At 64.4% G+C, this 22,335-nt stretch carries 19 protein-coding genes; 6 read left to right on the top strand and 13 right to left on the bottom strand.

The genetic code is table 11. The features are described 5' to 3' along the window. Positions 1-3: 3 nt before the first annotated feature. The 4 genes from AC1Q7F_RS26585 to AC1Q7F_RS26570 all read right to left on the bottom strand — a co-directional run bounded on the left by AC1Q7F_RS26585 (position 4) and on the right by AC1Q7F_RS26570 (position 3,898). Positions 4-885: an SDR family NAD(P)-dependent oxidoreductase gene (locus tag AC1Q7F_RS26585; RefSeq protein ID WP_492511575.1), complete on the bottom strand. Its 882-nt coding sequence runs from the start codon at positions 883-885 to the stop codon at positions 4-6. Positions 886-952: 67 nt separating this feature from the next. Beyond that, entirely contained in the window at positions 953-1,720 is a 768-nt protein-coding gene (locus AC1Q7F_RS26580; RefSeq protein WP_492511574.1) for an enoyl-CoA hydratase/isomerase family protein, read from the bottom strand. Between the two features lie 46 nt (positions 1,721-1,766). Next, positions 1,767-2,933, bottom strand: a complete 1,167-nt coding sequence (locus AC1Q7F_RS26575; protein ID WP_492511573.1) for an acyl-CoA dehydrogenase family protein — start codon at positions 2,931-2,933, stop codon at positions 1,767-1,769. Next, a complete protein-coding gene (locus AC1Q7F_RS26570) occupies positions 2,930-3,898 on the bottom strand; it encodes an NAD(P)H-dependent flavin oxidoreductase (RefSeq protein WP_492511572.1) in 969 nt (322 codons plus the stop codon). The genes AC1Q7F_RS26575 and AC1Q7F_RS26570 overlap by 4 nt, the downstream gene beginning before the upstream one ends. A 279-nt stretch (positions 3,899-4,177) precedes the next feature. On the opposite strand from AC1Q7F_RS26570, the gene AC1Q7F_RS26565 reads away from it, so the two are divergent. Continuing rightward, positions 4,178-4,783, top strand: a complete 606-nt coding sequence (locus AC1Q7F_RS26565; protein WP_492511571.1) for a TetR/AcrR family transcriptional regulator — start codon at positions 4,178-4,180, stop codon at positions 4,781-4,783. On the opposite strand, the gene AC1Q7F_RS26560 is transcribed toward AC1Q7F_RS26565, so the two are convergent. Continuing rightward, positions 4,784-5,644 carry a MaoC/PaaZ C-terminal domain-containing protein gene (locus AC1Q7F_RS26560; protein ID WP_492511570.1) on the bottom strand — a complete coding sequence of 287 codons (861 nt, stop codon included), beginning with the start codon at positions 5,642-5,644 and terminating at the stop codon, positions 4,784-4,786. Next, positions 5,644-7,986 (bottom strand): TonB-dependent receptor, encoded by a 2,343-nt coding sequence (locus AC1Q7F_RS26555; protein ID WP_492511569.1) that lies wholly within the window; start codon positions 7,984-7,986, stop codon positions 5,644-5,646. The genes AC1Q7F_RS26560 and AC1Q7F_RS26555 overlap by 1 nt, the downstream gene beginning before the upstream one ends. Positions 7,987-8,320: 334 nt before the next feature. On the opposite strand from AC1Q7F_RS26555, the gene AC1Q7F_RS26550 reads away from it, so the two are divergent. Genes AC1Q7F_RS26550 through AC1Q7F_RS26535 form a run of 4 tightly spaced genes read left to right on the top strand, consistent with a single transcriptional unit; the run spans position 8,321 to position 11,304 of the window. Then, positions 8,321-9,115, top strand: coding sequence for an enoyl-CoA hydratase/isomerase family protein (locus AC1Q7F_RS26550; RefSeq protein WP_492511568.1), 795 nt, complete (start codon positions 8,321-8,323; stop codon positions 9,113-9,115). Beyond that, the gene (locus tag AC1Q7F_RS26545) at positions 9,112-9,900 is read left to right on the top strand and encodes an SDR family oxidoreductase (RefSeq protein WP_492511567.1); all 789 of its coding nucleotides are present in this window, start codon (positions 9,112-9,114) and stop codon (positions 9,898-9,900) included. Before AC1Q7F_RS26550 ends, AC1Q7F_RS26545 begins: the two co-directional genes overlap by 4 nt. 4 nt (positions 9,901-9,904) lie before the next feature. Beyond that, positions 9,905-10,555: a TetR/AcrR family transcriptional regulator gene (locus tag AC1Q7F_RS26540; protein ID WP_492511566.1), complete on the top strand. Its 651-nt coding sequence runs from the start codon at positions 9,905-9,907 to the stop codon at positions 10,553-10,555. Beyond that, positions 10,552-11,304: a crotonase/enoyl-CoA hydratase family protein gene (locus AC1Q7F_RS26535; protein ID WP_492511565.1), complete on the top strand. Its 753-nt coding sequence runs from the start codon at positions 10,552-10,554 to the stop codon at positions 11,302-11,304. The genes AC1Q7F_RS26540 and AC1Q7F_RS26535 overlap by 4 nt, the downstream gene beginning before the upstream one ends. A gap of 347 nt (positions 11,305-11,651) precedes the next feature. Here the strand turns inward: AC1Q7F_RS26535 and AC1Q7F_RS26530 are convergent, their stop codons facing one another. Genes AC1Q7F_RS26530 through AC1Q7F_RS26515 form a run of 4 tightly spaced genes read right to left on the bottom strand, consistent with a single transcriptional unit; the run spans position 11,652 to position 16,811 of the window. Next, on the bottom strand, positions 11,652-12,443 hold the full coding sequence (locus AC1Q7F_RS26530) for an acid phosphatase (protein ID WP_492511564.1): 792 nt from the start codon (positions 12,441-12,443) through the stop codon (positions 11,652-11,654). Continuing rightward, positions 12,440-13,711, bottom strand: coding sequence for an MFS transporter (locus AC1Q7F_RS26525; protein WP_492511563.1), 1,272 nt, complete (start codon positions 13,709-13,711; stop codon positions 12,440-12,442). The genes AC1Q7F_RS26530 and AC1Q7F_RS26525 overlap by 4 nt, the downstream gene beginning before the upstream one ends. A 44-nt stretch (positions 13,712-13,755) precedes the next feature. After that, on the bottom strand, positions 13,756-14,559 hold the full coding sequence (locus AC1Q7F_RS26520; RefSeq protein ID WP_492511562.1) for a DUF1868 domain-containing protein: 804 nt from the start codon (positions 14,557-14,559) through the stop codon (positions 13,756-13,758). Positions 14,560-14,561: 2 nt separating this feature from the next. Then, positions 14,562-16,811 (bottom strand): TonB-dependent receptor, encoded by a 2,250-nt coding sequence (locus AC1Q7F_RS26515; protein ID WP_492511561.1) that lies wholly within the window; start codon positions 16,809-16,811, stop codon positions 14,562-14,564. Positions 16,812-17,040: 229 nt separating this feature from the next. Here AC1Q7F_RS26515 and AC1Q7F_RS26510 point away from each other — a divergent pair, with 229 nt between their 5' ends. Then, positions 17,041-18,186 (top strand): ROK family transcriptional regulator, encoded by a 1,146-nt coding sequence (locus AC1Q7F_RS26510; protein ID WP_492511560.1) that lies wholly within the window; start codon positions 17,041-17,043, stop codon positions 18,184-18,186. Positions 18,187-18,257: 71 nt separating this feature from the next. Here AC1Q7F_RS26510 and AC1Q7F_RS26505 read toward each other — a convergent pair whose 3' ends face one another. The 3 genes from AC1Q7F_RS26505 to AC1Q7F_RS26495 all read right to left on the bottom strand — a co-directional run. Then, positions 18,258-20,273: an aminopeptidase P family protein gene (locus tag AC1Q7F_RS26505; protein WP_492511559.1), complete on the bottom strand. Its 2,016-nt coding sequence runs from the start codon at positions 20,271-20,273 to the stop codon at positions 18,258-18,260. Next, positions 20,270-20,599 carry a cupin domain-containing protein gene (locus tag AC1Q7F_RS26500; protein ID WP_492511558.1) on the bottom strand — a complete coding sequence of 110 codons (330 nt, stop codon included), beginning with the start codon at positions 20,597-20,599 and terminating at the stop codon, positions 20,270-20,272. The genes AC1Q7F_RS26505 and AC1Q7F_RS26500 overlap by 4 nt, the downstream gene beginning before the upstream one ends. Positions 20,600-20,661: 62 nt before the next feature. Then, positions 20,662-22,335 (bottom strand): TonB-dependent receptor (locus tag AC1Q7F_RS26495; protein ID WP_492511557.1); only part of this gene is annotated, 1,674 nt, incomplete at its 5' end.

The raw sequence follows: 22,335 nt of genomic DNA, 5'->3' as shown, positions 1-22,335 counted from the left end.
CCTTTACGTATTTCGCATCCGCCGTTCGGCACCCATGGCCGCACACAGACAATCCAGCGTCGTGCGCGGCAGGTCGGACCCGGTGGCGAAATCCGTCACTTGCCCCCAGCGCGACAGCACCGTCCGCGCATCCGGTGCCACCAGCCGCAGGCCCAGACTGCGTTCCCAGCGCATCGCCGCCGCCCAGCCGCCACCCGCCTCGATCACCTGACCGCTGGCCGGGCAATCCGGATGGACCAGGGCCAGGGCATAGGGCGAGACATCCGCCACCGTCAGCCCCGCCTTCAGGTCGGCGGAGAACACGCCGTCGGTCATTGATGTGCTGGCCATGGGGGCCAGCGCGTTGACGCGGATGCCGGCCCGTTCGCCCTCCACCGCCAAAGTGCGGGTCAGGCCAATGATACCGGCCTTGGCGGCGGCATAATTGGCCTGGCCGAAGGCACCGTGCAGGCCGGCACCGGAGGTCGTGAACAGGATCGCCCCGCTGCGCTGACGCCGCATGGGCTCCCACACCGCCTTGGCACAGGCGAAGGCACCGTTCAGATGCACGTCCAGCACCTCGTCCCATTCCGCCCGTGCCATGTTGGCGAAGGATCGGTCACGGGTGATGCCGGCATTGATGATCATCGCATCGATACGACCGAAAGCCATCAGTGCCGCCTGGACGATGGCATCGCCGTCACGGGCATCAATGGCCACACCCTGGGCGGTGCCGCCGGCGGCCTGGATCTCATGCGCCACGGCCAGCGCCGCATCGCTGCGGCTGGCCACCAGCACGCGGGCACCGGCCGCACCCAGGTCCAGGCAATATTGCCGTCCCAGCCCCTGGCCACCGCCCACGACGATCACCACCTGGCCGTCGAACAATGGCTGCGCAAGTGCCATGTCGATCATCCTCCCTGCTGGTGCGGCGGTTGTGTCCGCCTTGATGGTTCAGGTCCGTGGCGCAGGCTCAGGCCCCGCGCCGCCCGATCTTCGCTCGCGCGTCCAGCATGCGCTGGGAAATGGCGGGGTTCCAGTGAACGTCACGGTACTGGACATGGCCATAGACATAGGCGGCCATCGGGTCCATCGACCAGGAACGGCGCAGCATCTCTGTGCAGCGGACCACAGTGTCGACATTGGTGGACGCGATTTCCGCCGCGATGCCGTTGGCGGTTTCCAGCAGCTTGCCTTCCTCGGCGATCTGGTCGATCAGGCCGATGCGCAGGGCCTCGGCCGCGTCGATGCGCCGTCCGGTCAGGGTCAGCAGCTTGGCCTGGCTCTGGCCGACAATCCGCTGCAACGGATCGACGAAGGGCGTCAGGCCGAAGCGCACCTGGGGAAAGCCGAACTTGGCATTGGGGCTGGAGACGCGGATGTCGCAGAATACCGCGATATCGCAGCCGCCGCCGAACGTGTGCCCCGCCACCGCCGCGATGGTCGGCTTGGGATATTCCAGCAGTTCCAGATAGCCATAATATGTGGCGTCGTACCAGCGCAGCCGGTCGGCATCGGTCGCCCAGTTCATAGTGTCCAGGTCCAGGCCGGCGGAGAAATATTCCTCCGTTCCCTTGATGACCACCACCGCGACGCTGTCATCGCGCCGCCAGGGGGTCAGCGTTTCCACCAGATCCTCGAACAGCTCCGTAGACAGCGCATTGCGCTTGTCCGGGCGGTTCAGGGTGATGGTGCCGATACCATCCTTCACGCTGGCGAGAACGGTTCCGTACTTTGCCATCTTACTCTCCGTTTCCTCAAAATGGTTGGCCGATCCCGGCGGGCGCTCACAGCGTCCGGGCGATCAGCAGCTTCATGATTTCGTTGGCACCGCCATAGATGCGGTGGATGCGGCTGTCACGGTACAGGCGGCCGATCGGATATTCCGTCATGTATCCGTAGCCGCCGAAGAACTGCACGCAGCCATCGACGATTTCCGACAGTTGGTCGGAGATCCAGTATTTCGCCATCGACGCCGTGGCCGTATCCAGCTCACCGGCCACCAGCTTCTCGGTGCAATGGTTCAGGAACACCTTGGCGATGGTCGCCTGGGTCTTGTATTCGGCCAGCTTGAACTGGGTGTTCTGGAAATCGGCCAGCGGCTGGCCGAACATCTCCCGCTGCTTGACATAGGCAATGGTTTCGCCCAGGGCCAGTTCAATCATCGCCATGGCCTGCCAGGCAATGACCAGCCGCTCCTGCGGCAGCTTGGCCATCAGTTGCGACAGGCCCCTGCCCTCCTGCCCGCCCAGCAGGCAATCGGCGGGCACGAACAGATCGTCGAAGAACAGTTCGGACGTGTCCTGCCCCTCCTGCCCCACCTTGTCCAGGTTGCGGCCACGGGCGAAGCCTTCCGGCGCGTCGGACACATCGACAATGAACAGCGAGATGCTCTTGCTGCCGGCATCGGGATCGGTCTTGGCCGCCACGACGATGATATCGGCGATCTGGCCGTTGGAGATAAAGGTCTTCTGTCCGGACAGGCGATAGCCGTTGCCCACCTTCCGCGCCCTGGTGCGCATGCCCTGCAGGTCCGACCCTGCGGCCGGCTCGGTCATGGCGATGGCGGCCACCATCTCGCCGGAGCAGAGAAGGGGCATCCAGCGTTCCTGCTGTTCCGGCGTGCCGTAACTGGCGAAATAGGGAAGGATGACGGCATTGTGCAGGCTGATGGTCAGGGCGTCGGCGCCGCGATGGCCGATGGCCTGGACGATGGCCGCCTCATGCCGGAAATCACCGCCACCGCCGCCCAATTCCTCTGGCATTGACACGCCCAGCAGGCCGGCCGCACCGGCCGCACGCCAGACCGCCTTGTCCACCTGCTTGTTGGCCCGCCAGCGCTCGATATCGGCCGGTGTGGCATGGGCATCCAGGAAGCCCTGAAGGCTGCGCTGGAAGATCGCCATCTCCGTATCGGCCATGAAGGGGGCAGGAACCAGGTCGAGTGCGTTCATGCCGCACACTCCCGCAGGCGGGCGGTGATTGCATCCGCCTGCTGCATGATGCGCTCGATCAGGTCCTGGCAGGTGGGGATATCGTGGATCAGGCCCTGGACCTGGCCGGCCCATATCAATCCCGCCTCAAGGTCGCCCGTTTCCAGCGCCACCCGGCCCTTGGCGCCAGACACCAGCGGCTGGATATCGGCGAACACCGCCCCGTCGCGCGCGCTGATCTCCACCACCTTGTCGGACACGGGCGTCTTGGCCACACGGGCTGAATTGTGGAACTTGCGGAAGATCAGGTTGGTCGCCCGCTCGTCATTGTCGACCAGCAGCCGCTTCACCGCCTCATGGATGGGTGCTTCAACCGTGGCGCAGAAGCGGGTGCCCATATTGATGCCGTCGGCCCCCAGCGCCAGTGCGGCCACCAGCCCGCGCCCGTCGCCGAAGCCGCCGGACGCCAGCATAGGAATGGTGATCCTGTCGGCGGCGGCGGGGATCAGCACCAGGCCGGGGACATCATCCTCCCCCGGATGGCCGGCACATTCAAACCCGTCGATGGAGATGGCATCCACACCCATCTTCTGGGCCGACACGGCATGACGGACGGAGGTGCATTTATGGATGACCGTCACCCCATGCGCCTTGAAATCCTCCACATGCTCCTGCGGACGCGACCCGGCGGTTTCCACGATGGTCACGCCGCTATCGATGATGGCGCGGCGGTATTCGGCATAGGGCGGCGGCTTCACCGACGGCAGGATGGTCAGGTTCACCGCGAAAGGCTTGTCGGTCAGGCCCCGGCAGCGGTCGATCTCGCGCCGCAGATCGCCGGGTGTGGGCTGGGTCAGCGCCGTGATGGTGCCAAGGCCGCCGGCGTTGGAGACGGCGGCCGCCATGTCGGCCGTGCCCACCCACATCATGCCACCCTGCATGATCGGATGATCGACACCCACGAGCGTCGTGAATCTCGTCTGCATGTTTCCTCCTGTTACTTACTGGACGGTAACTTATGGATTGCCGACCGTCAACAGCGGAATTCGATTCAATCGATCATTTAAATTATAAAGCTTTTTCAGTGTGTTATTCGGCGACAACGGGCTGCGCCATCCCAGGCCGGGAAATGTCGCACTTAACGAACGGACAGTTGATTACCGACCGGTACGAAAGTAACGTGGGGGATGCCTTTGGCGATGAAGTCGCCATCCATTCTCATGTTTGTCGTGGCCCCGGGGGGCCATGTGGGGGATTGTCCTGATATGCCTACCAAAGCGGCCCAGGCGAAGCCGACGCGTCCGAAGCGCGGAACCATCAACAAGAAGCTGATCATGGATACATCAGCCCTGATGTTCCATGAGAAGGGTTATGACCGCACGACGCTGGAGGATATCGCCAGCGCCCTGTCGATCACCAAGCCCAGCCTCTACTACCACTTCGCCAACAAGGAGGAGATCCTGCTGGCCTGTGTCTTCTCCGCCGACGATTATTTCCGTGAGGAGATTGCGCGGCGCGACGACGAGACCTATTCCGGCCGCAAGCGCGTGGAAGTGTTCCTGCGTCTGTATCTGGAGGTGATCACCCACGATATCGGCGTCAGCATGATCCTGGCCGATGACCGGGTGATGACCGGCGAGGGCCGCATCCGGTACAACGAGCTGCGGCGGACCATGAATGACGGGCTGGAGGACCGGATCAAGGCCGGCGTGGCCGACGGGTCGATCAAGGTGCCGGAAACCAAGCTGACCACCTATGCCATCTTCGGCATGTTCAACTGGGTCGGCCATTGGCATTTCCGCAAGAGCAGCACGTCGCTGGAGAAGGTGTTCGACCGGTTCATCTCGGTGATCTTCGACGGGATCGGGTGATCAGATCAAGGCGTATCCCGCGCCCACCACCGGCACCCGTCGTTCAAGCGCCTCCGCCCGGAACAGCACCCTTTCGCCCTGCACCCACATCTGGGTGACGATGGTTTCCCCGGGGAAAACAGGCTGGGCGAAGCAGACATGCAAGCCCCGCAGCCGCCCCGCATCATAATCCAGCACATGGCGCAGCACTGCCCGGCCGCAAATGCCGTAGGTGCAAAGCCCGTGCAGGATGGGCCGGTCGAAGCCGACCGCCCTGGCCATGGCGGGATCGGCATGCAACGGGTTGAAATCTCCGCTCAACTGGAACAGCAGGGCCTGGTCCGGCCTTGTCTGGAAGAAATCCATATGGTCGGGCGGCCTGTCCGGCAGGTCGGGAAAGACCGGCACGGATTGAACCCGCCCCACCGGCCCGCCACAGCCGCCATCACCACGGGCAAAGGCGGTGGAGGTCGCCGTCGCCAGCAACCCACCGCCCGCCTTTTCCCGCAACGTTGTTTCCAGCAGAACCAGCGCGCCCTTACCCGGTCCCTTGTCGATGATGCCGGCGACACCGGTATCGAACAGCAGGTCGGCGTCCACCGGCAGGGGCCGGTGAAGTTCCACCCCCTGCCCGGCATGGACGACATGCCGCATGTCCACACCGATCCGTTCCAGCAGCCCGTGCCCACCAAAGGCCAGTTGCGCCGCCAGCGTCGGCACAGCCACCAGATCGGGTCCATAGACGAAGCGCAGTTCCGCCGCGTCCAGCGGGTCCCGGCCAAAGCCGGTCCCCAAGGCGTACAGCATGGAACCTTCCGGGGTGCAGCGGACCGGCCGGTCGACCAGCCGCTGCCCCATTGCCGCAGCGGGATCGATGCCCATCACCGGAACTTGATGCTGGCCGTGATGCCATAGGTGACGGGCATGCCGGCATAGCGGACGATGGCGTCACCCCGGCGCACCGCGGTCTGGTAATAATATTCGTTGGTGATATTGCGGCCATAGAGGCTGACACGCCAGTCACCACCCGCATCCTGCAGGCCCGCACGCAGGTCCAACAAGCCATAGCTGTCAATGGCAAGACGCGGATCGACGACGAAATCGCCGTTCGTGCTGCTGCGATAGGTATAGTTCGCCCCCAGGAACGCCTCGGTATTGGCACTGACCGGCCAATCATATTCCACGTCAGCGTTGAACTGCCATTTCGGTGTGAAGGGGAAGCTGCTGCCTTTGAAATCCGAACGGACACCGAAGGCGGTATAGTTCAGGAACGACTTCGTGACCTCCGTATCCAGATAAGTGCCACCGCCCTTCAGCAGCAGCCCCTCCACCGGGGTCCAGGTCACCTCCAGCTCCACCCCCTTCACCTGCGACTTGGGCACGTTCACCATGGCTTCCAGCGGGCCGAAGATCGGCACGATGGTCCGGCCCTTGAGCTGCTTGTCGCTATAGTCATAAAGGAACAGGGCGCCGTTCAATTGCATGGTGCGGTCGGCCAGACGCGACTTGAACCCGACCTCGTAACCCGTCACCTCCTCCTGGCGTACCGGCTGGTACTGGGCCAGGGTGGAGGCGGGCAGGTTGGCGAAGGACCCGACCTTGTAGCCGCGGCTGATATTGCCATAGAACAGGCTGCTGTTCGTCGGCTCCCATTCCAGTCCGGCCCGCCAGGAGACATTGTCCTCCGGCAGGGTGCCGTCGAACTCGGCCGGGCGGTTGTTGGTATCCATGGTGGCGCAGGCGTTCAGCGGAAAGGTCCCCGCCGGCAGTCGGAAATTCGTCTCGAACCCCTTGCCATAGGTGCCATTGCCGGCATTCAGGATACAGCCCTGGAAATCGACATCCGTCTTGGTGTACCGCGCGCCCGCCGTGGCGGACAGCGTGTCGACCAGGGGGAAGGACAGATTGGCGAAGACCGCCTTGCTGACATTCTTGGTATAGCCGCGCTGCGGCACCTCGGTGATGGGCGGCAGGCCCAGCCGGTCGAACACATGGCCCGACGTCTGTTCCGACAGGAACTGCCGGACCAGTTCATTGGTCTTGCTGTGTTCGTAATTGCCGCCCAGCAGCCAGCTTCCCCGATCATCCATGAAGCTGCCGGCCACCCGCAATTCCTGGGTGAAGCTGTCGATATCGCCGCTGATCAGCAGGTCGGTCAGTTGCAGGCTGGTGCCGTCGCCATCCTGGCCGTAAAGCTGCTCGAACGTTGCGTAGGAGGAAAGCGAGGTGACCGTGATGGTGTCGGTGATGTCGTAATCCAGCCGCAGCGTCGCCTGCACCATGTGGTTGTCGCGTTCCAACGGCACCGTGGAGCCCCAGTCGGCGGCGCGGTTATTATCCGGCGCCGTCGGATAGACCTGCAGGGCCGGGCTGAAATAGCCGCCGGCCGATTGGCGGAAGGGCGTCATGAATTGCGGCGCCTGGGTTTCCGACCGGTCCTTGTTGGCATTCAGCTGGAAATTCACGCGCAGCGCCGGGTCCGGTTCCCAGGCCAGCGTCAGGCGGCCCTGGGTGAAGTCGCGCTTGCCCAGTTCGTCATCGCGGGTGAAGCTTTTCTGCCAGGCGTCCCCGCCCTCATGCCGCAGGGCCAGACGGACGCCCAGCGTGTCCGATACCGGCCCGCTGACATAACCTTCCAGGTCCATGCGGTTGAAACGGCCGTAGCTGGCCAGCATGCCGGCCTCGAAATCCGATGTCGGCTTGGCGGCAATGTAATTGATGGCGCCACCCGTAGCATTCTGGCCGAACAGGATGCCCTGCGGCCCCTTCAGCACCTCCACCCGCTCCAGATCGAAAGACGCGCCGGGCGTCATGATCGAGAAGGGGATCGGGGCCTCGTCGATATAGACGGAAACCGTGGGCTTGGCGGCCAGGCTGCTGTCGAAGAAGCCGATGCCGCGCAGGAAATAGACCGGCGTGCCATAGCCGCTGTCGATGGCGTTGAAGCCGGGCGTGACCTTGACCAGCGACTGCACGTCGGTAACGCCGAGCTTGGCCAGTTCCAGGCCGCTCTCCGCCGTGATGGAGATGGGAACCCGGTTGCTGCTTTCGGACCGCTTCTGCGCGGTCACGATGATTTCGGCCAGGAAGTTGCCCTCCTCCTGTCCCGATGCCGGCGGGGAACTGGCACCGGCCGTCTGCTCCTGTGCCATGGCAGGGGGCGCGACAATCGCCGCGGCGGCAAGGGCCAGGACGGATGAGGACCGCAGGAACCGCTTACGCATTTGTTATTTCCTCCCTATGTCGGATCGTTCCGCTCCCTTTGCGGGAGTTCGATTGGCGCGCATCGGTCCGCATGATCCCGGCGGACGGGATCATGGCAAGTATGGCTGGATTTTTGAACCGATTGGTAACTTGCTTTCGGCGCGACCAATTCTCAGTTACCGAACAGACGGTAACATGCAGCGGTATTCTTGTCCATAGGCTGATTTCTGAAGATTTCGCGCCGCATTGCGATCCTCTCGCCCGCCCCACACTATTAAAATATGCCATTGACAGGTCAGATTGGTCACCCATAAAATACCAATCGGTAACTTATAAGATCATGAGGGACGACCCGTGGCCACCTATCCGCACCTGATCCTGTCCGTCGAGGACGGCGTCGGCATCCTGCAACTGAACCATCCGGAAAAGCGCAATGCCCTGGGCTGGGAACTGCACCACGAGATCATCGGCGCGCTGAACGACTGGGCTGAGGATGATGCGGTCGCCTGCGTGCTGGTCATCGGCAATGAGGACTATTTTTGTGCCGGCTGGCGCCTGGACATCCTGAACAGCATTGAAGGCGACGAGCGGCGACGCTTCACCGACCTGGCGCTAAAATTCATGAAGACCTTCTATGATTTCTCCAAACCGATGGTGGCCGCCGTGGCCGGCGTGGCCCCTGGCTACGGCATGGATGTCGCCAACATGTGCGACATCACCATCGCGTCGGAGAATGCCGCCTTCGGGTCGACCCAGGTGAAATACGCCATGAACGGCTTCTATCACGGCATGCTGCAGCGTATCGGCACGCAGCGTGCCCGACGCATGCTGTTCACCGGCGACCCGATCGGCGCGCAGGAAGCGCTGCGCGTCGGGTTGGTGGATGAGGTCGTACCCTATGGCACCCTGCGCGAGACGGCGCTGAAATTGGCAAGGCAGATCGCCGAGGCCGGGCCGGAACTGTGCGTGGTGCTGAAGGATGTGGCGCTGCGGGCCGGCAATATGGACCATCTGAGCGCACTGGCGTTCGAGTTGTCGGTCACCCAGGACCTGACCCAGCGCGGCCTGTTCAAGCGCCGCATCGCCGACGGCAATGCCAGGCTGAAGGCCGGCACCAGCAAGGCTACCGAACGGTTGGGGGCGATGTGACCCAGGCCATTTTCAGCCCCGGCCTGCTCCGCGGCCGCGCGGCCGTCGTGGCCGGCGGCACCAGCGGCATCAATCTGGCCATCGCCCGGCGTCTGGGCGAACTGGGCGCCACCGTCCATGTCTTCAGCCGCGACCCAACCAAGGTCGCAGCGGCGGTACAGACATTGGCGGAAATCTGTGATACCAGCGGCGCCATCGCCGACGTGCGGGATTTCGATGCGGTGACGGCGGCGGTCGGGGCCGGGGCGGAAAGGTTCGGAACCATCGACATCCTGGTCTCCGGTGCGGCTGGCAATTTCCTGGCCCGCGCGGCCGACCTGTCGCCCAAGGGCTTCCGTACCGTCATCGATATAGACCTGATCGGCGGCTTCCATGTGATGAAGGCGGCCTATCCGCATCTGCGCCGGCCCGGTGCGTCGATCATCAACATCTCCGCCCTGCATGCCTTCACCGCCTTCCCCAACCAGGCCCATGTCTGCGCGGCGAAGGCGGGGCTGGATGCCATGGTCCGGTCGCTGGCCCTGGAATGGGGGTCGGAGGGCATCCGCGTCAATTCCATCGCTCCCGGTGCGGTCGGCGATACCGAGGGCATGGCCCGCATCGCCCCGACCCAGGCCGACCGCGACCGTTTCACCCGTGACACACCATTGGGACGCTGGACGACGAAGGCGGAAATCGCCGATCTTGCGGTTTTCCTGGCCAGCGATGCCTCGGCCAGCATAACCGGTACCGTCATGGTGGCCGATGGTGGCTATATGGCGGGGCGGACAGGGGTGTGGGAGTGAAGGGATGAGCGTGAAGACAGCGGCGGAACGGCCCCGCCATCGCCGGGGTACCCTCAGCCGGGAGTGCATCCTGGACGTGGCCTCGCAGCAGTTCCGGGCCAAGGGCTATGACCGCACGTCGATGGACGACGTGGCCAAGGCCCTGTCGGTAACCAAGCCGACGCTCTATTACCATTTCACCAGCAAGGAGGACATCCTGCTGGGCTGTGTGGTGGAGGCCTGCAACCGTCTGCACGCGGCCCTTGCCGAATATGACGACCCGGCCCGGCCCGGCCTGACGCGATTGGAGATATTCCTGCGGCAATATCTGCGGGTCATCGCCAATAATTACGGGATCAGCCTGGTCCTGTCCGACCCCAACGTCATGTCGGAGAAGGGCCAGATCGAATATCGGAACTGCCGCAAGACCATCAGCCGCCATATGCGCCAGATCGTCGAACAGGGCATGGCGGACGGCTCCATCGTGCCGGGCGACGTCACCCTGACCACCTATGCCATCTTCGGCATGTTCAACTGGATCACCCGCTGGATTCTGGACAAACCTGAATTCTCCCTGGACGCGGTCTATGCCCAGTTCCGCAGCATCCTGCTGCTGGGCATCCGCGGCGCCCTTCCCACCACCGCACCCATGCGGCAGGAAGGAACCCCCGCATGACCCTGTTCCGCAACCGTGTTGCCCTGGAGATTGCCGACGGCATCGCCGATGTGCGGCTGGCCCGGCCGGAAAAGCTGAACGCGCTGGACCGCGACATGTTCGAGGCCATTGCTGAATGCATCGCGTATCTGGAAGGGATCGCAGCGCTTCGCGCCGTGGTGCTGTCCGGCCGGGGCCGCGCCTTCTGTGCCGGCATCGACACCGCCGCCCTGGCCGAAACCGTGGGCGTGCCGGAAAACCTGACCGTGCCCACCCATGGCCCGGCCAACCTGTTCCAGCAGGCCGCCTGGGGTTGGCACACCCTGCCCGTCCCGGTCATCGCCGCCGTGCATGGCGTGGCGTTCGGCGGAGGGTTCCAGATCATGCTGGGTACGGATATCCGCATCGTGGCGCCAAACACGCGGCTGTCGGTGATGGAAGTACGCTGGGGCCTGGTCCCAGACATGGCCGGCATTGCCCGCATGCGCAACCTGGCCGCCGATGATGTGGTCCGCGAACTCACCTTCACCGGGCGGGAATTCACCGGCGCGGATGCCGTGCCGCTGGGTCTGGCCACAAGGCTTTCCGATACGCCCCTGGACGACGCCGTGGCCATGGCGCGCCTCATCGCCACGCAAAACCCTGACGCGGTGCACGCCGCCAAGAGGCTGCTGAACGCCGGCGCGGACCGGGATGCCTCCGATATCCTTCATCACGAAGCCAGGGAGCAGATGGTCCTGCTTCGGTCGGCACAGCAAAAACGGCGTTGATCGTCAACGTTCTTTGCCACGAAGCAGTTCTACAGCTCACGAATCCGGCGCCTGACATGTTGGATGCTTGTATCGGAACTCCCGTTTTGAACCTGCGAAATTAAGTGATTGATTTTGCTTAAATCGTCCCAGCAGGCATCCAGGCACAGAAACACAAAACCCAACAAGATATTGATATTACTGATGTTTTTCATAGTGATTTGAATGCGGGGGCGAGCGTCCAACTCAACTCGCTGCTCCAAGCGGTGGTGTAGTAGAATCAAAAGCAAACAGCAGTTGAGTGCCGAAAATCGGCGATGATAAGGCAAACCCCCATCTTGTCAAAAGGCCATTGCCCCACATCTTCGTCACTGCAACGGCCACACCGACAAGGCGCCTGCCTCGGCGTGGCACCGGTCCACTGCGGGCACCGGCCTGCTCCCCAGTCCCGCCAGTTCGGCACGCGCCGCAGCCAGATCCGCCTGGAAGGCTGATGAAGCCCGCATCCGGGTCAATGACAGTGTTGCCGACAGGCGGCCCGCCTCCACGGCGCTGGCATTATGGACACCACAGACGATGCGGCTCTCGCCATACGCGCGGCCACGCGCCAGGATGGCTGTGGCCCTATCAGGCAGCAGTTCGGCCAGGATCAACGCCCAGGTCCAACCCAGCGTCGTGTGTCCCGACGGATAGTCAAAACTGTTGGTTACCTCCGGCGCCGGCTGGCAGATGGGGCCCTGGTCGATAAGGAAGGGCCGCAGTCGCTGGAAATGCTGCTTGCCGATGTTGTTGGGCCGGGCAGTATCATGGGCCGCCGTCACCAGCAGCCGGGTCGTTACCGGCACCAACTCGGGCGTCAACTCGATACCGGCGGCGCAGGCATAGTTGCGCAGCATGTCGGCCGGCGCCTCGCTGACATCATTCATCGCCCATTGCCAGCGCGGAGTGCCGGCCAGCACCCGCGTGGCGCGGAAGATCGCGCGATCCGCTTCGTACCGCGCATCCCCGGTGCGGGGGGCAGGCGGCAGGATGGCCACCAGATCAATGGCGTCCTGCGCGAGATAGGAGGGCGGCGGCAGGGTTTCGGCGCCCGCCCGCAGGCCGGGTCCGAGAGCGAGACAGGCGAGAAGGGCCGCAAGCGCGGGGCGATTTCGCTTCATGGGAGTTCCTTTGCTGAAGGATCGTGGCGGGTGACCCGCCATAGCATGCCGGCGGCAACCAGGGTGCCTCCGGCGACCAGAAGACAGACCAGGGTAAGCTGGCCCGGTGTCATGGTGCCCTGCGGACCGGACCCCGGAACCTGGACATCCAGGCTGAGCCCCAGCAACAAGCCACCAAAACCGGCGGCCAGTTTCGACACCATGGTGAACAGGCCGACCATGGCATGGGCGCGCCACTGTCCCTCGTGCGTCGTGCGCACCACCTGCGACAGTTCCACCCAGGACAGGATCGTCGGCACCGTCAGGCACACACCCAGGATGACAAGCGCCAAGGGCCGCGCGCCGCCGCCACCGGCCGCCAGGGGCAGGCCGAGACAGGCCGGAGCGGCCAGCAGATAGGAGAATGCCAGGGCCCGCGTCGTCCCCAGCCGGTCGATCAACGGCCGGGCGCACCAGGCCGCCGCAAAACGGCCGGCCATCAACAGCGGCATGGCCAGCGTGGCCATGCCCGTGCCCGACCATTGCAGATGCGGCACCGCCTTGACCACCAGACCCAGGCCGACCCCGCCGATGACGGTCACCAGACAAAGGCCGGCAAGACCGGGGGTGCCCGGCATGGCCGGGCCGGCACCAGCCGGGGCGGATGTCACGGGCCATTTTTCCACCACCCGCACCAGGCCCAGGCACGGCACCATGCAGAGCAGGGCGACCAACGCCGTCAGGATCAGGACCAGTTGGGTCAGCAGCCAGGACGTCATGGCATCAGCAAAGGGAGCTGCTGCCAGTCCCGCCGCCACAGAGGCAAGCCCATGCGCGATGGTGCGCAAACCGGCCAGTTCCGCCTGTGCCTGCGGTGTTTCGGCCAGCCGCGTCATCATGGCGTTGTGCGGCACGTCATAGACGGAAAAGCAGGTCCGGAACAGCACCCCCGCCGCGACGACCAACGGCCAAGCTGTGCCGGGCGGAACCAGCAGCCCTGCCAGGAAGAACAGGCACGCGCCCGGTGCGGCCACCGCCATGGCCGGCACCAGCGAGGACCCCCGCCGCAACCGACGATCCATCCAGCCCCCGACCAGCGGATCGGCCACGGCATTCCAGACCAGCCCGGCCAGGAAGACGGATCCGGCCGTCACCGGGCCCATGCCAGCATGGCGGATCAGCACCAGGATGGTCAGGACATCGGCCAGGGTCCAGAGCAGGCTCTTGCCCAGATGCGCCAGCGCATAGACCCTGAAGGAAGAAAGCCGGATTCCGGCCGGTGCCTGCATTGCCGTCGCCTCCCCCGGGAACCGGGACCGTCACTGAACGCACCCTATGTCAGGTAGCGGATCCGGTTGAAGGCGAACATGTCCCTGAAGGTGCAGAGTTCCGGCGCTTCCAGCAGGATGACCGGCGAAGCCGCCGCCACCATCGCCATCCATTCACCCATGGCCTGCCGAACGGCCTGCGCCTGCGTCGCAGACAATTCCCACAGGACATAGGCCAGCGAAATGTGAAAGCGGTATTCATCATGCCGGGGAGACCGGATACCGGTCGCCGCTGAAAGCCGGTCGCGCAGGCGCCGCAATCTGGCATTTTCGGCATTGTCGACGGGCAGCAGTGGAATGGTCAGGGCATTGCCGGCGATGCCCGTCCCTTCCGGATCGACCCGCATGCGGATAGGCAATGGTGTGCCCAGCGCAAAGCCCTCCAGGCGCCGCCCGACCTCCCGGTGACAATCCTCGATCGAACTGTCCAGTGCCAGTCCAGGCGGCCACAGACCTGCCGTCCGCGCCGTCTCGTTGGCGCCATCGAACAGGGTCATGTGATAGCTGGACGGTGGCAGGGCCGTGATACTGGCTGCGAAGGGTCGGGCCGGCAGGTCGCGATAGATATCCAGCAGCGCGTTGAAACAGGCGGCATGCTCCCCCTGCTGCGGAATGTGGCAGACGATGGTATTGCCATGGAAGGGGCTTACCCGGCCATCGGCCTGGAACTTGCGCCCCACTTCCTTGGTGGGTCGTCCCCTGCCCTCACCGGCCCGCGCCATGGATGGCACCATCAGGCCAGCCCCGGCGGCCGTCCCCAGGGCCAGAAGGTGGCGGCGTCCCAGCATCGTGTCCTGTCTCTCACCCATGCTCAGAATTCCTGACGGATAGTGGCACCGAAATAGCGGCGGTCGTCACGCGGCACGAACCGCACCACGCCGCTGCCAAAGGTGTTCAACTGCGTGGAATAATGCGTGTCGGCGATGTTGCGGGCCAGCAGGGTCACGCGCAGCCCGTCGCCGCTTTCAAAGCCGATGCTGGCATTCCACAGGCCGAAGGCCGGCTGGACCGTGTCCGGCGTCTGGTTGATGGAATATTGCACCTTCGATTGCCAGCTGTAGTTCGTGGCCAGATCGACGGTCCAGCCGCCATCCAGCGGGATCGTATAGTTGGCACGCAGGTCCGTCTTCCAGTCGGGCGAAAAGGGCAAGGGTCGGCCATTGACCTGACAGGAGGCCGACGTGCCGGCGGGACAGGTGAATTCGTCGATCCGCGCCTCAATCCGGGCGGCGACGGCGGCCAGGGTCAGGTTCGCCAGGGGTCGCGCCGACAGATCCGCCTCGATACCGCGCGTTGAGACGCGGCCGGCATTGATCAGCCTTGTGACGGGCGAGCCGTTATAGGTATCGAAGAAATTGACCTGATAATCCTTGAAGCGGCTGAGGAAGGCCGCGAGATTGACCTGCAGGCGCCCCTCCAGGAACCGCGACTTCAGTCCGGCCTCATAGGCGTTCGACGTCTCACCCTTCAGGGCACCGGTATCCTGGGGCAGCATGCTGAAGGCGATGTTATAGGCCGGACCCTTGTAGCCGCGCGACCAGGTGGCATAGGTCATGGCCGTGTCCGACAGGTCATATTGCAGGCCCAGGCGGTTGGCATAGTCGGTCGGGGCGGTGGAACCGTTGCTGGTGAAGCCCACCTGGATGCCTGGCACTGCCACAGGCGAGGTGGAGGTGCGCCGGAAATCATAGCGCAGATCATCCTTGACCAGCCGGAAGCCGGCAATGGCCCGGACATCGTCCGCCATGTTCACCGTCGCCTCGCCGAAGACCGAATAATTGTCGTTGCTCACGCCATAGTCGGCGATGCCGGTATGGACCGTGCTGCCGGTGGCCGACACGACGGTGGTGTCGCGGCGATAGCGCTCCTCGTTCTCCGCCCGCATGTAATAGAGGCCGACGATATAGTCGACCAGATTGCCCTTGGGCGAGGCCAGCCGGATTTCCTGGGAATACTGATCAAAGGTCAAGTCGCCACGGTCATGCTGCTGCGGCAGCCCAGCCAGGGCGCGCGGCAGTCGGTCCTGATCCTGGAACTGCGTGTTCTCCCACCGCCGCCAGGCGCTGATGGCCGTCAGGTCATGGTCACCGACATGCCAGTCGATCTGGGCGGACAGGCCGCCATTGTCGTCCCGCACCCGCGTGTCATAGTTGCTGTTGATCTCGCGATTGTCGGCGCTGGCCACGACTGGCCCAAGGGCGGCGGCAAAGGCCGGGAAGTTGGTGACATTGCCGGTCGGATAGGCGGTCAGGAAGGTACGCGTGACCACGCCCTGCGGCGGCGTGGCCGTGGCATGCATGAAGTCGGCGATCAGCATCACCCGCAGATCGTCGGTTGGCAGCAGTTCCAGCTTCGCCCGCGCACCCGCCCGCTCATAGCCATTGACGGTACGCCCGTTGAAGACATTGGTGACATTGCCGTCATAGCGGCCCCACAGGGCCGTCACAGATGCCCGTGCCTTGTCGGGCGACAGGGCACCGGAGACACCGGCCCGCAGCCGGCGCTCGTTCCCGCCACCGAACCAGCCGGCATCGACATAGGCCTTGAAATCCTCTGTCGGCGCGCGGCCGACAATGTTGATGACGCCGCCCGAGGCGTTCTTGCCGAACAGCGTCCCCTGCGGCCCGCGCAGCACCTCGATCCGCTCAATATCCAGCAGGTCCAGCGTAGCCTGACCCTGGCGGGCCAGCACGACGCCGTCAATGACGGTGGAGATGGTCGGTTCCACCCCCGGTGAGGTGGAGACGGTGCCCAGGCCGCGGATGAACAGCGCCTGATCCTTGTTGGATGCCGCCGTGCGGAAGTTCAAGGTGGGGATGATGTTGGCGATGTCGCGGATATTGTTCAGGTTGTTGCGCTGGACATAGTCGCCATCCACCACGCTGACCGCCACCGGCACGGTTTGCAGCGATTCCGCCCGACGGGTGGCGGTGACGATGATTTCCTCCAGCGTGAACGGTTCCGGCTCCGGTGCGGACTGCGCCGAGGCGGCGCCAGGCGCCAGCAACGCGATGGCGGCACCGGTCAGCAGGACACAGCGTGAATTCTTCAGGACAATCATGGGAGCTCCCTTCCCCTCTGGTCAGCATGGTCCGGGACCCGATGCACGCCAACATCGCAATTTAAACTTACAACATGTGCGTTATCGGCTCACATCGGCCTTCCAACAAATTATTTACACTCCCTGTATGTATCTTTTATGACGAGCCGGCAAGCGCTATTTTAGGCATCCAATCGCGGCCGCGTTCCGCGTGGGGGTAGAGGCGGACGATGGTGGAACGGAAAGACCCATGGAATCCTTGAAGAAAGCTGATCTTCCCGCCCTCACTCATGGGGCACTGACCCAAAGCGAGCGCCGGATCCTGGATCTGCTTTTCCGGGGCGGCCCGGCGACACAGGCCAGGATTGCGGAGACAACGGACCTGACGCAGCAGTCGATCTCACGCATCATAGGTGGATTGATTGATGATGGACTGGTGCGCACGGGCGACAAGGTGCAGTCGGGCCGGCGGGGCTATCCCAGCGCGTCGCTGGAACTGGTGCCGGAATTCGCCTTCTCCTTCGGCGTGTCGATCATGACCGACGCGGCCTCCGTCACCTTGGTGGATTTCACCGGCGCCATCCGGGGTGAGTGCCGGCAAGGGTTCGTATCGCTACCGGTGGCGCGCGCCATCGACTGGCTGGCCGGGGCCATGGCGGGGTTGCTGCCCCTGACCGGCGGCCGCCCGCTGGCCGGGATCGGGATCGGCGTTCCCGGTTCCTTCGTGGGCGAGGGGCCGGGCTTCAACACGCCGCACAGCCTGGAGGAATGGGCGAATATCAATGTCGCCGGCCTGTTTCAGGAACGGTTCGGCCTGCCCGCCATCGCCGATAATGACGGCAATGTCGCCGCCCTGGGCGAAAGTCTGGTCGGCGTCGGCCGCTGGGCGCCCAGCTTCGCCTATCTCTATATCGCGTCCGGCGTCGGCGGCGGCGTGGTGCTGGACGGGGAGGTCTGGCGCGGCCGGCATGGCAATGCGGGGGAATTCGCCGGCGGCCTGCCGGCCAATATCTACCCCTTCCCCAATCTGGAACTGCTGCGCCAGCTTGTGGCGCGCCAGGGGCGGAGTTTCGACACGGTGGACCAGTTGATCGACGGGTTCGACCCGACATGGCCCGCCATCGATGACTGGATTGCGCGTGTCCGCGACAGCCTGTCGATCATCGCCTCCAACGCCACCGCCATCCTGGACCTGGACGCGGTTGTCCTGGGCGGAAGGATACCGCGCCCGCTGGCCGAACGCGTGATCCCCGCCATCGAGCTTTATGACCAGAAACGCCGCTCACAAAAGCGGCCGACGGCCCGGATCGTCCCGGCCGAAGCGCCGGGCAATGCCGCTGCCATCGGTGCCGCCATGCTGCCCCTGAAGCAGCGGTACTTCAAAGCGCAAATGTAGAGCCGCTGTCAGCCCCGCAGCGCGGCTTCGCAACGCAACTATGCCAGCACGGCCACGATCTTGGTCTCCTTTCAAAGCACGGCTGTCGCCCGCTCCAACCACGCCAGATCCTCCCCGCTGAGCAGGGGTGTCAGTTCCGACCGCACCCGCGCGTGATAGGCGTTCAGCCAATCCTGCTCCTCGCCCGTCAGCAGGGTGGGATCGATCATATGGCGGTCGATGGGACACAGGGACAGGGTCTCAAAACCCAGCATCCTCTGCTCGGCACCGCCAATGGTCACCACGACCACCAGTTCCAGATTCTCCATGCGGATGCCGTGGGAACCCGCCAGGTAATAACCGGGCTCGTTCGACAGGATCATGCCCGGCTGCAAGGCGGTAAGGCTGGGCTCCTTGGTGAATTTCTGCGGCCCCTCATGCACCGACAGATAGCTGCCGATGCCATGACCCGTGCCATGGTCGTAATCCAGCCCGTACTGCCACAGGAATTGCCGGGCCAGGGTGTCGAGCTGGCTGCCCACGGTGCCGGCCGGGAAGCGGGCGCGGTTCAACGCGATATGGCCCTTCAGCACCAGGGTGAAGTGACGGCGGGCCTGCGGCCCCACATCGCCCACGGCCAGCGTACGGGTAATGTCGGTGGTGCCATCCAGATATTGCCCGCCGCTATCCAGCAGGAAGACGCTGTTATTCTCGATCCGGCGGTTGGTGGCCGCCGTGGCGCGGTAATGCACGATGGCCCCGTTGGGCCCGGCCCCGCTGATCGACTCGAAACTGGGGCCGCGGAAATCGGCCGCCCCCTGGCGGGCCTTGTGCAGCCTGTCCACCACGGTCAGCTCGTCCAGCACTCCCTTGGGTGCCTCTTCATCGAACCAGCGCAGGAAGCGGACCAGGGCGGCGCCATCACGGCGATGGGCGGCCCGGGCGCCCTCGATCTCCGTCTGGCTCTTCACGGCCTTGGGCAGGACACAGGGATCGCCGCCCTGGTCCAGCGTCGCCCCGGCCCTGGCCAGACGGTCCACCACCCAGAGTGCCGCCGTCCCGCCATCCAGCCGCACCCTGGTCCCCGCCGCGCCCAGCGCGTCGAGCGCACCGGCCAGGTCATCCGGGGTGCGGATGGCGACCTGATTGCCCAGATGCTCCTCCAGACCCGGCGCCAGCTTGCGTCGGTCGACGAACCAGTCGACATTGCCGTCGGCGCGGATGGTGGCGAAGGACAGCGGCAGCGGCGTGCAGGGCACATCGGCCCCGCGCACATTCAACAGCCAGGCGATGCTGTCCGGCTGGGTCAGCACGGCGGCGTCCGCCTTCAGCCGGACCAGCGCCTCGGCAATGTCGCCGCGCTTGTCCGATGCGGACCGGCCGGCGGCCGACAATGGCTGGAGAGTGACCACGCCCAGCGGGGCGGGTGGCTGATCGGTCCAGACGGCATCGACGGGGCTGCCGTCGGTGGCCACAAGTTCCACGCCGGCCGGCGACAGGCTGGCCCGCATCTTGTCGGCCCAGGCGGCAGTGTGCATCCAGGGATCGAAGCCCAGACGGGACCCCGCCGGCAGGTTGGCTGCCGTCCAGTCGCCATGGAACTCCTCAATCAGGTGATGGTAGGAGAACAGGCTGGGGGACACTTCCTGGCGCGCCTGGATCGTATAGCGGCCATCAATGAAGATGGCGGCCTTGTCCAGCAGCACCACGACGGCGCCCGCCGATCCGGTGAAGCCGCTGATCCAGGCCAGACGGCTACCGCGCAGGGGCACATATTCGCCCTGATATTCATCGGCGCGCGGTATTACGAATCCGTCCAGGCCCCGGCGCTTCAACTCGGCACGCAGGGCCGCCAGCCGGGCGGCATGGTCGCCCCTGGCCGGGTCGGCGGGGCGGTCGATGCTGGCACGCAAGGCCGTCAGCTGTTCCGACGTCGCCTCCGACCGGCGGGCCGAGACAAGGTCCAGCCAGGCATCGGGCAATTCCCCATCGGGGGCGGCATTGACCCCGGCGATCAGGTCCCGGATGGACGCCACCGACCGGTCAATCCCGTCGGCACGCAACAGATCGGCCAGGACGGCGTCACCCTGGTAGGCGAGGATGGTCAATTGGCAGCCTCTTCCGTCGTGATGAAACACCAGACCAGATGGGTATCGTCCAGAACCTGACTGGCCTGGCTCTGCCCGGCCGGGATGGAGACGACGTCACCCGCGCGCAGCACACAGGTCCGCCCGCCCGACCGGGTTTCAAGCATCCCGTCCAGAATGATCGTCACCTCATGCCGTGGATGGGCGCTTTCCCCCGTGGCCGGCATGCGCGTTCCCTTGGGCAGGAATCCGCTGCCCAGTTCGAAGGTCACGCCGTTCGGCCCTTCGAGCTTCACGATGCTCTTCAACGGCCCGTTATCGGGATAGTGGAACTTGAAAACATCCATGGTGCATTCCCTGCGGGCGCCGGGCCCACCCTTGGAAGGGCGGGACCCGATCCGCCCTGTCGTTAGAATTCCACGCGCAGATCCATGCCATAGGTGCGCGGCCGGCCCTGGAAGGCGTAATCAGGGACCACGACCTCCTCGTAATATTTCTTGTTGGCGAGGTTCCGGCCCCAGAAACTGAGCGTCCAGACATCGTCCAGCGTCAGGGCCGCGCGCAGGTTCAGCAGGTCGAGCGGATCGCGCACGGGGATGCCGACGGGGTCGCCACCTTCATGCATGTATTTGCGGCCGCGATGTTCCCATTCCAGCCGCGTCGCCAGTTCCACCCGGTCGGACAGCGGCACATGGTGCTGCAGCGCCAACTGGTAGGAGATCTTGATATTCATGGGCACCTGATTGCCTTCTGCCGCCGGGTTGGCGTCGAAGCGCTTGATCTTGGCATCGGTGAAGCCGACGCCGCCCATCAGGTTCAGCCCCTTCATCAGCCGGGCGACCATTTCCAGCTCCGCGCCCTTGATCTCCACCCGGTTGATGGGGGTGACGATCTGCGCATTCACCGCCCCGCTGAAATTAAAGGCCTGGAGGTCGTCGACATCGGTATAGAACAAGGAGGCATTGACCTGGGCCTTGCCGTCAAACAACCGCCCTTTGAACCCCGTCTCATAGGAAACGGATGTTTCCTTGCCATAGACGGACTGGGCGATCGGCTCTCCGGTGAAGGGAGACACCTCCGTCCCCGGTGCATTGAAGCCGCCGCTGCGGAAACCGTGCGAATAGCTGCCATAGAAGGTGTAGTCGGCACCGGGCCGCCAGGTCAGCGACAGTTTCGGCTGCCAGCGGTCGAAATCGGCCTTGCGGCTGGCCGCAGCCAGGATGGGGAAACCATAGCCGTCAACACGGTAGGGGTTGGGGCGCGGGTCGGTCTGGTGGCGCTCGTCCAGGTCGTACCGCAGGGCAGCCGACAGTTCCACCTGCTCCGTGACGTCATAGTTCAGCTGCCCAAACGCCGCATATGCCTTGTCGCGGTTGTTCTCCGCGAAATAGGTGCGGGTCTGGTTCGGAGTGGCCGGATCGAAATCCAAGCGCGGGATGATACCGATGCCCCGGTCCTCCTGCGTCGCGGTGATCAGGTCGCGATGGCGGCTCAGGTAATAGGCACCGATGATATATTTGAAATCGCCGCTCTGGTCGCTGGTGAAGCGGACTTCCTGGCTGAAATTGCGGATATCGTAATCCTGATAGGTGGTGTTGAAGGCCGCCAGCGGCGCGCCCGCGAAATAAAGCTGTGGGGACGCGCAGGTGAACGGCCGGTCGATGCTGCTGCCGGGACCGCCGGTGCGGACATCGATGCAATAGGTGTTGGGCGCGTAATCATAGCCGTCGAAGGTGACCAGATGGTCGACCTTGCTCAGCGAACTGATGGCGGTGAAGGTACCGTATGCCGCCTCATAGTCGATCTTCAGCGCCGCGTCGGAGAGTTTGCGATCGGTCCAGCCCGCATTGTTGGAAATGGGGGCCAGGACATGGTTGGCGATATAGCTGGCATCGATGGCCGAGCGGTCAACATCCAGGCGCGTCGTCGGGCGCACAAAATAGGAGGAGCCGCCCTGCGTATCGGCATAAAAGCCGCGCAAATCCACGGTCAGCGCTTCCGACGCCGGGACTATCGGGAATTCCGTGCTCGGCTGGGCCATAGTGAGATGCGAAAGGAGCTTCACGATGGCACGACGCAAGGA

This window comes from Niveispirillum sp. GW835-FHT14G11, assembly GCF_058793615.1.
This window is presented reverse-complemented; position numbering and strand designations above follow the sequence as displayed.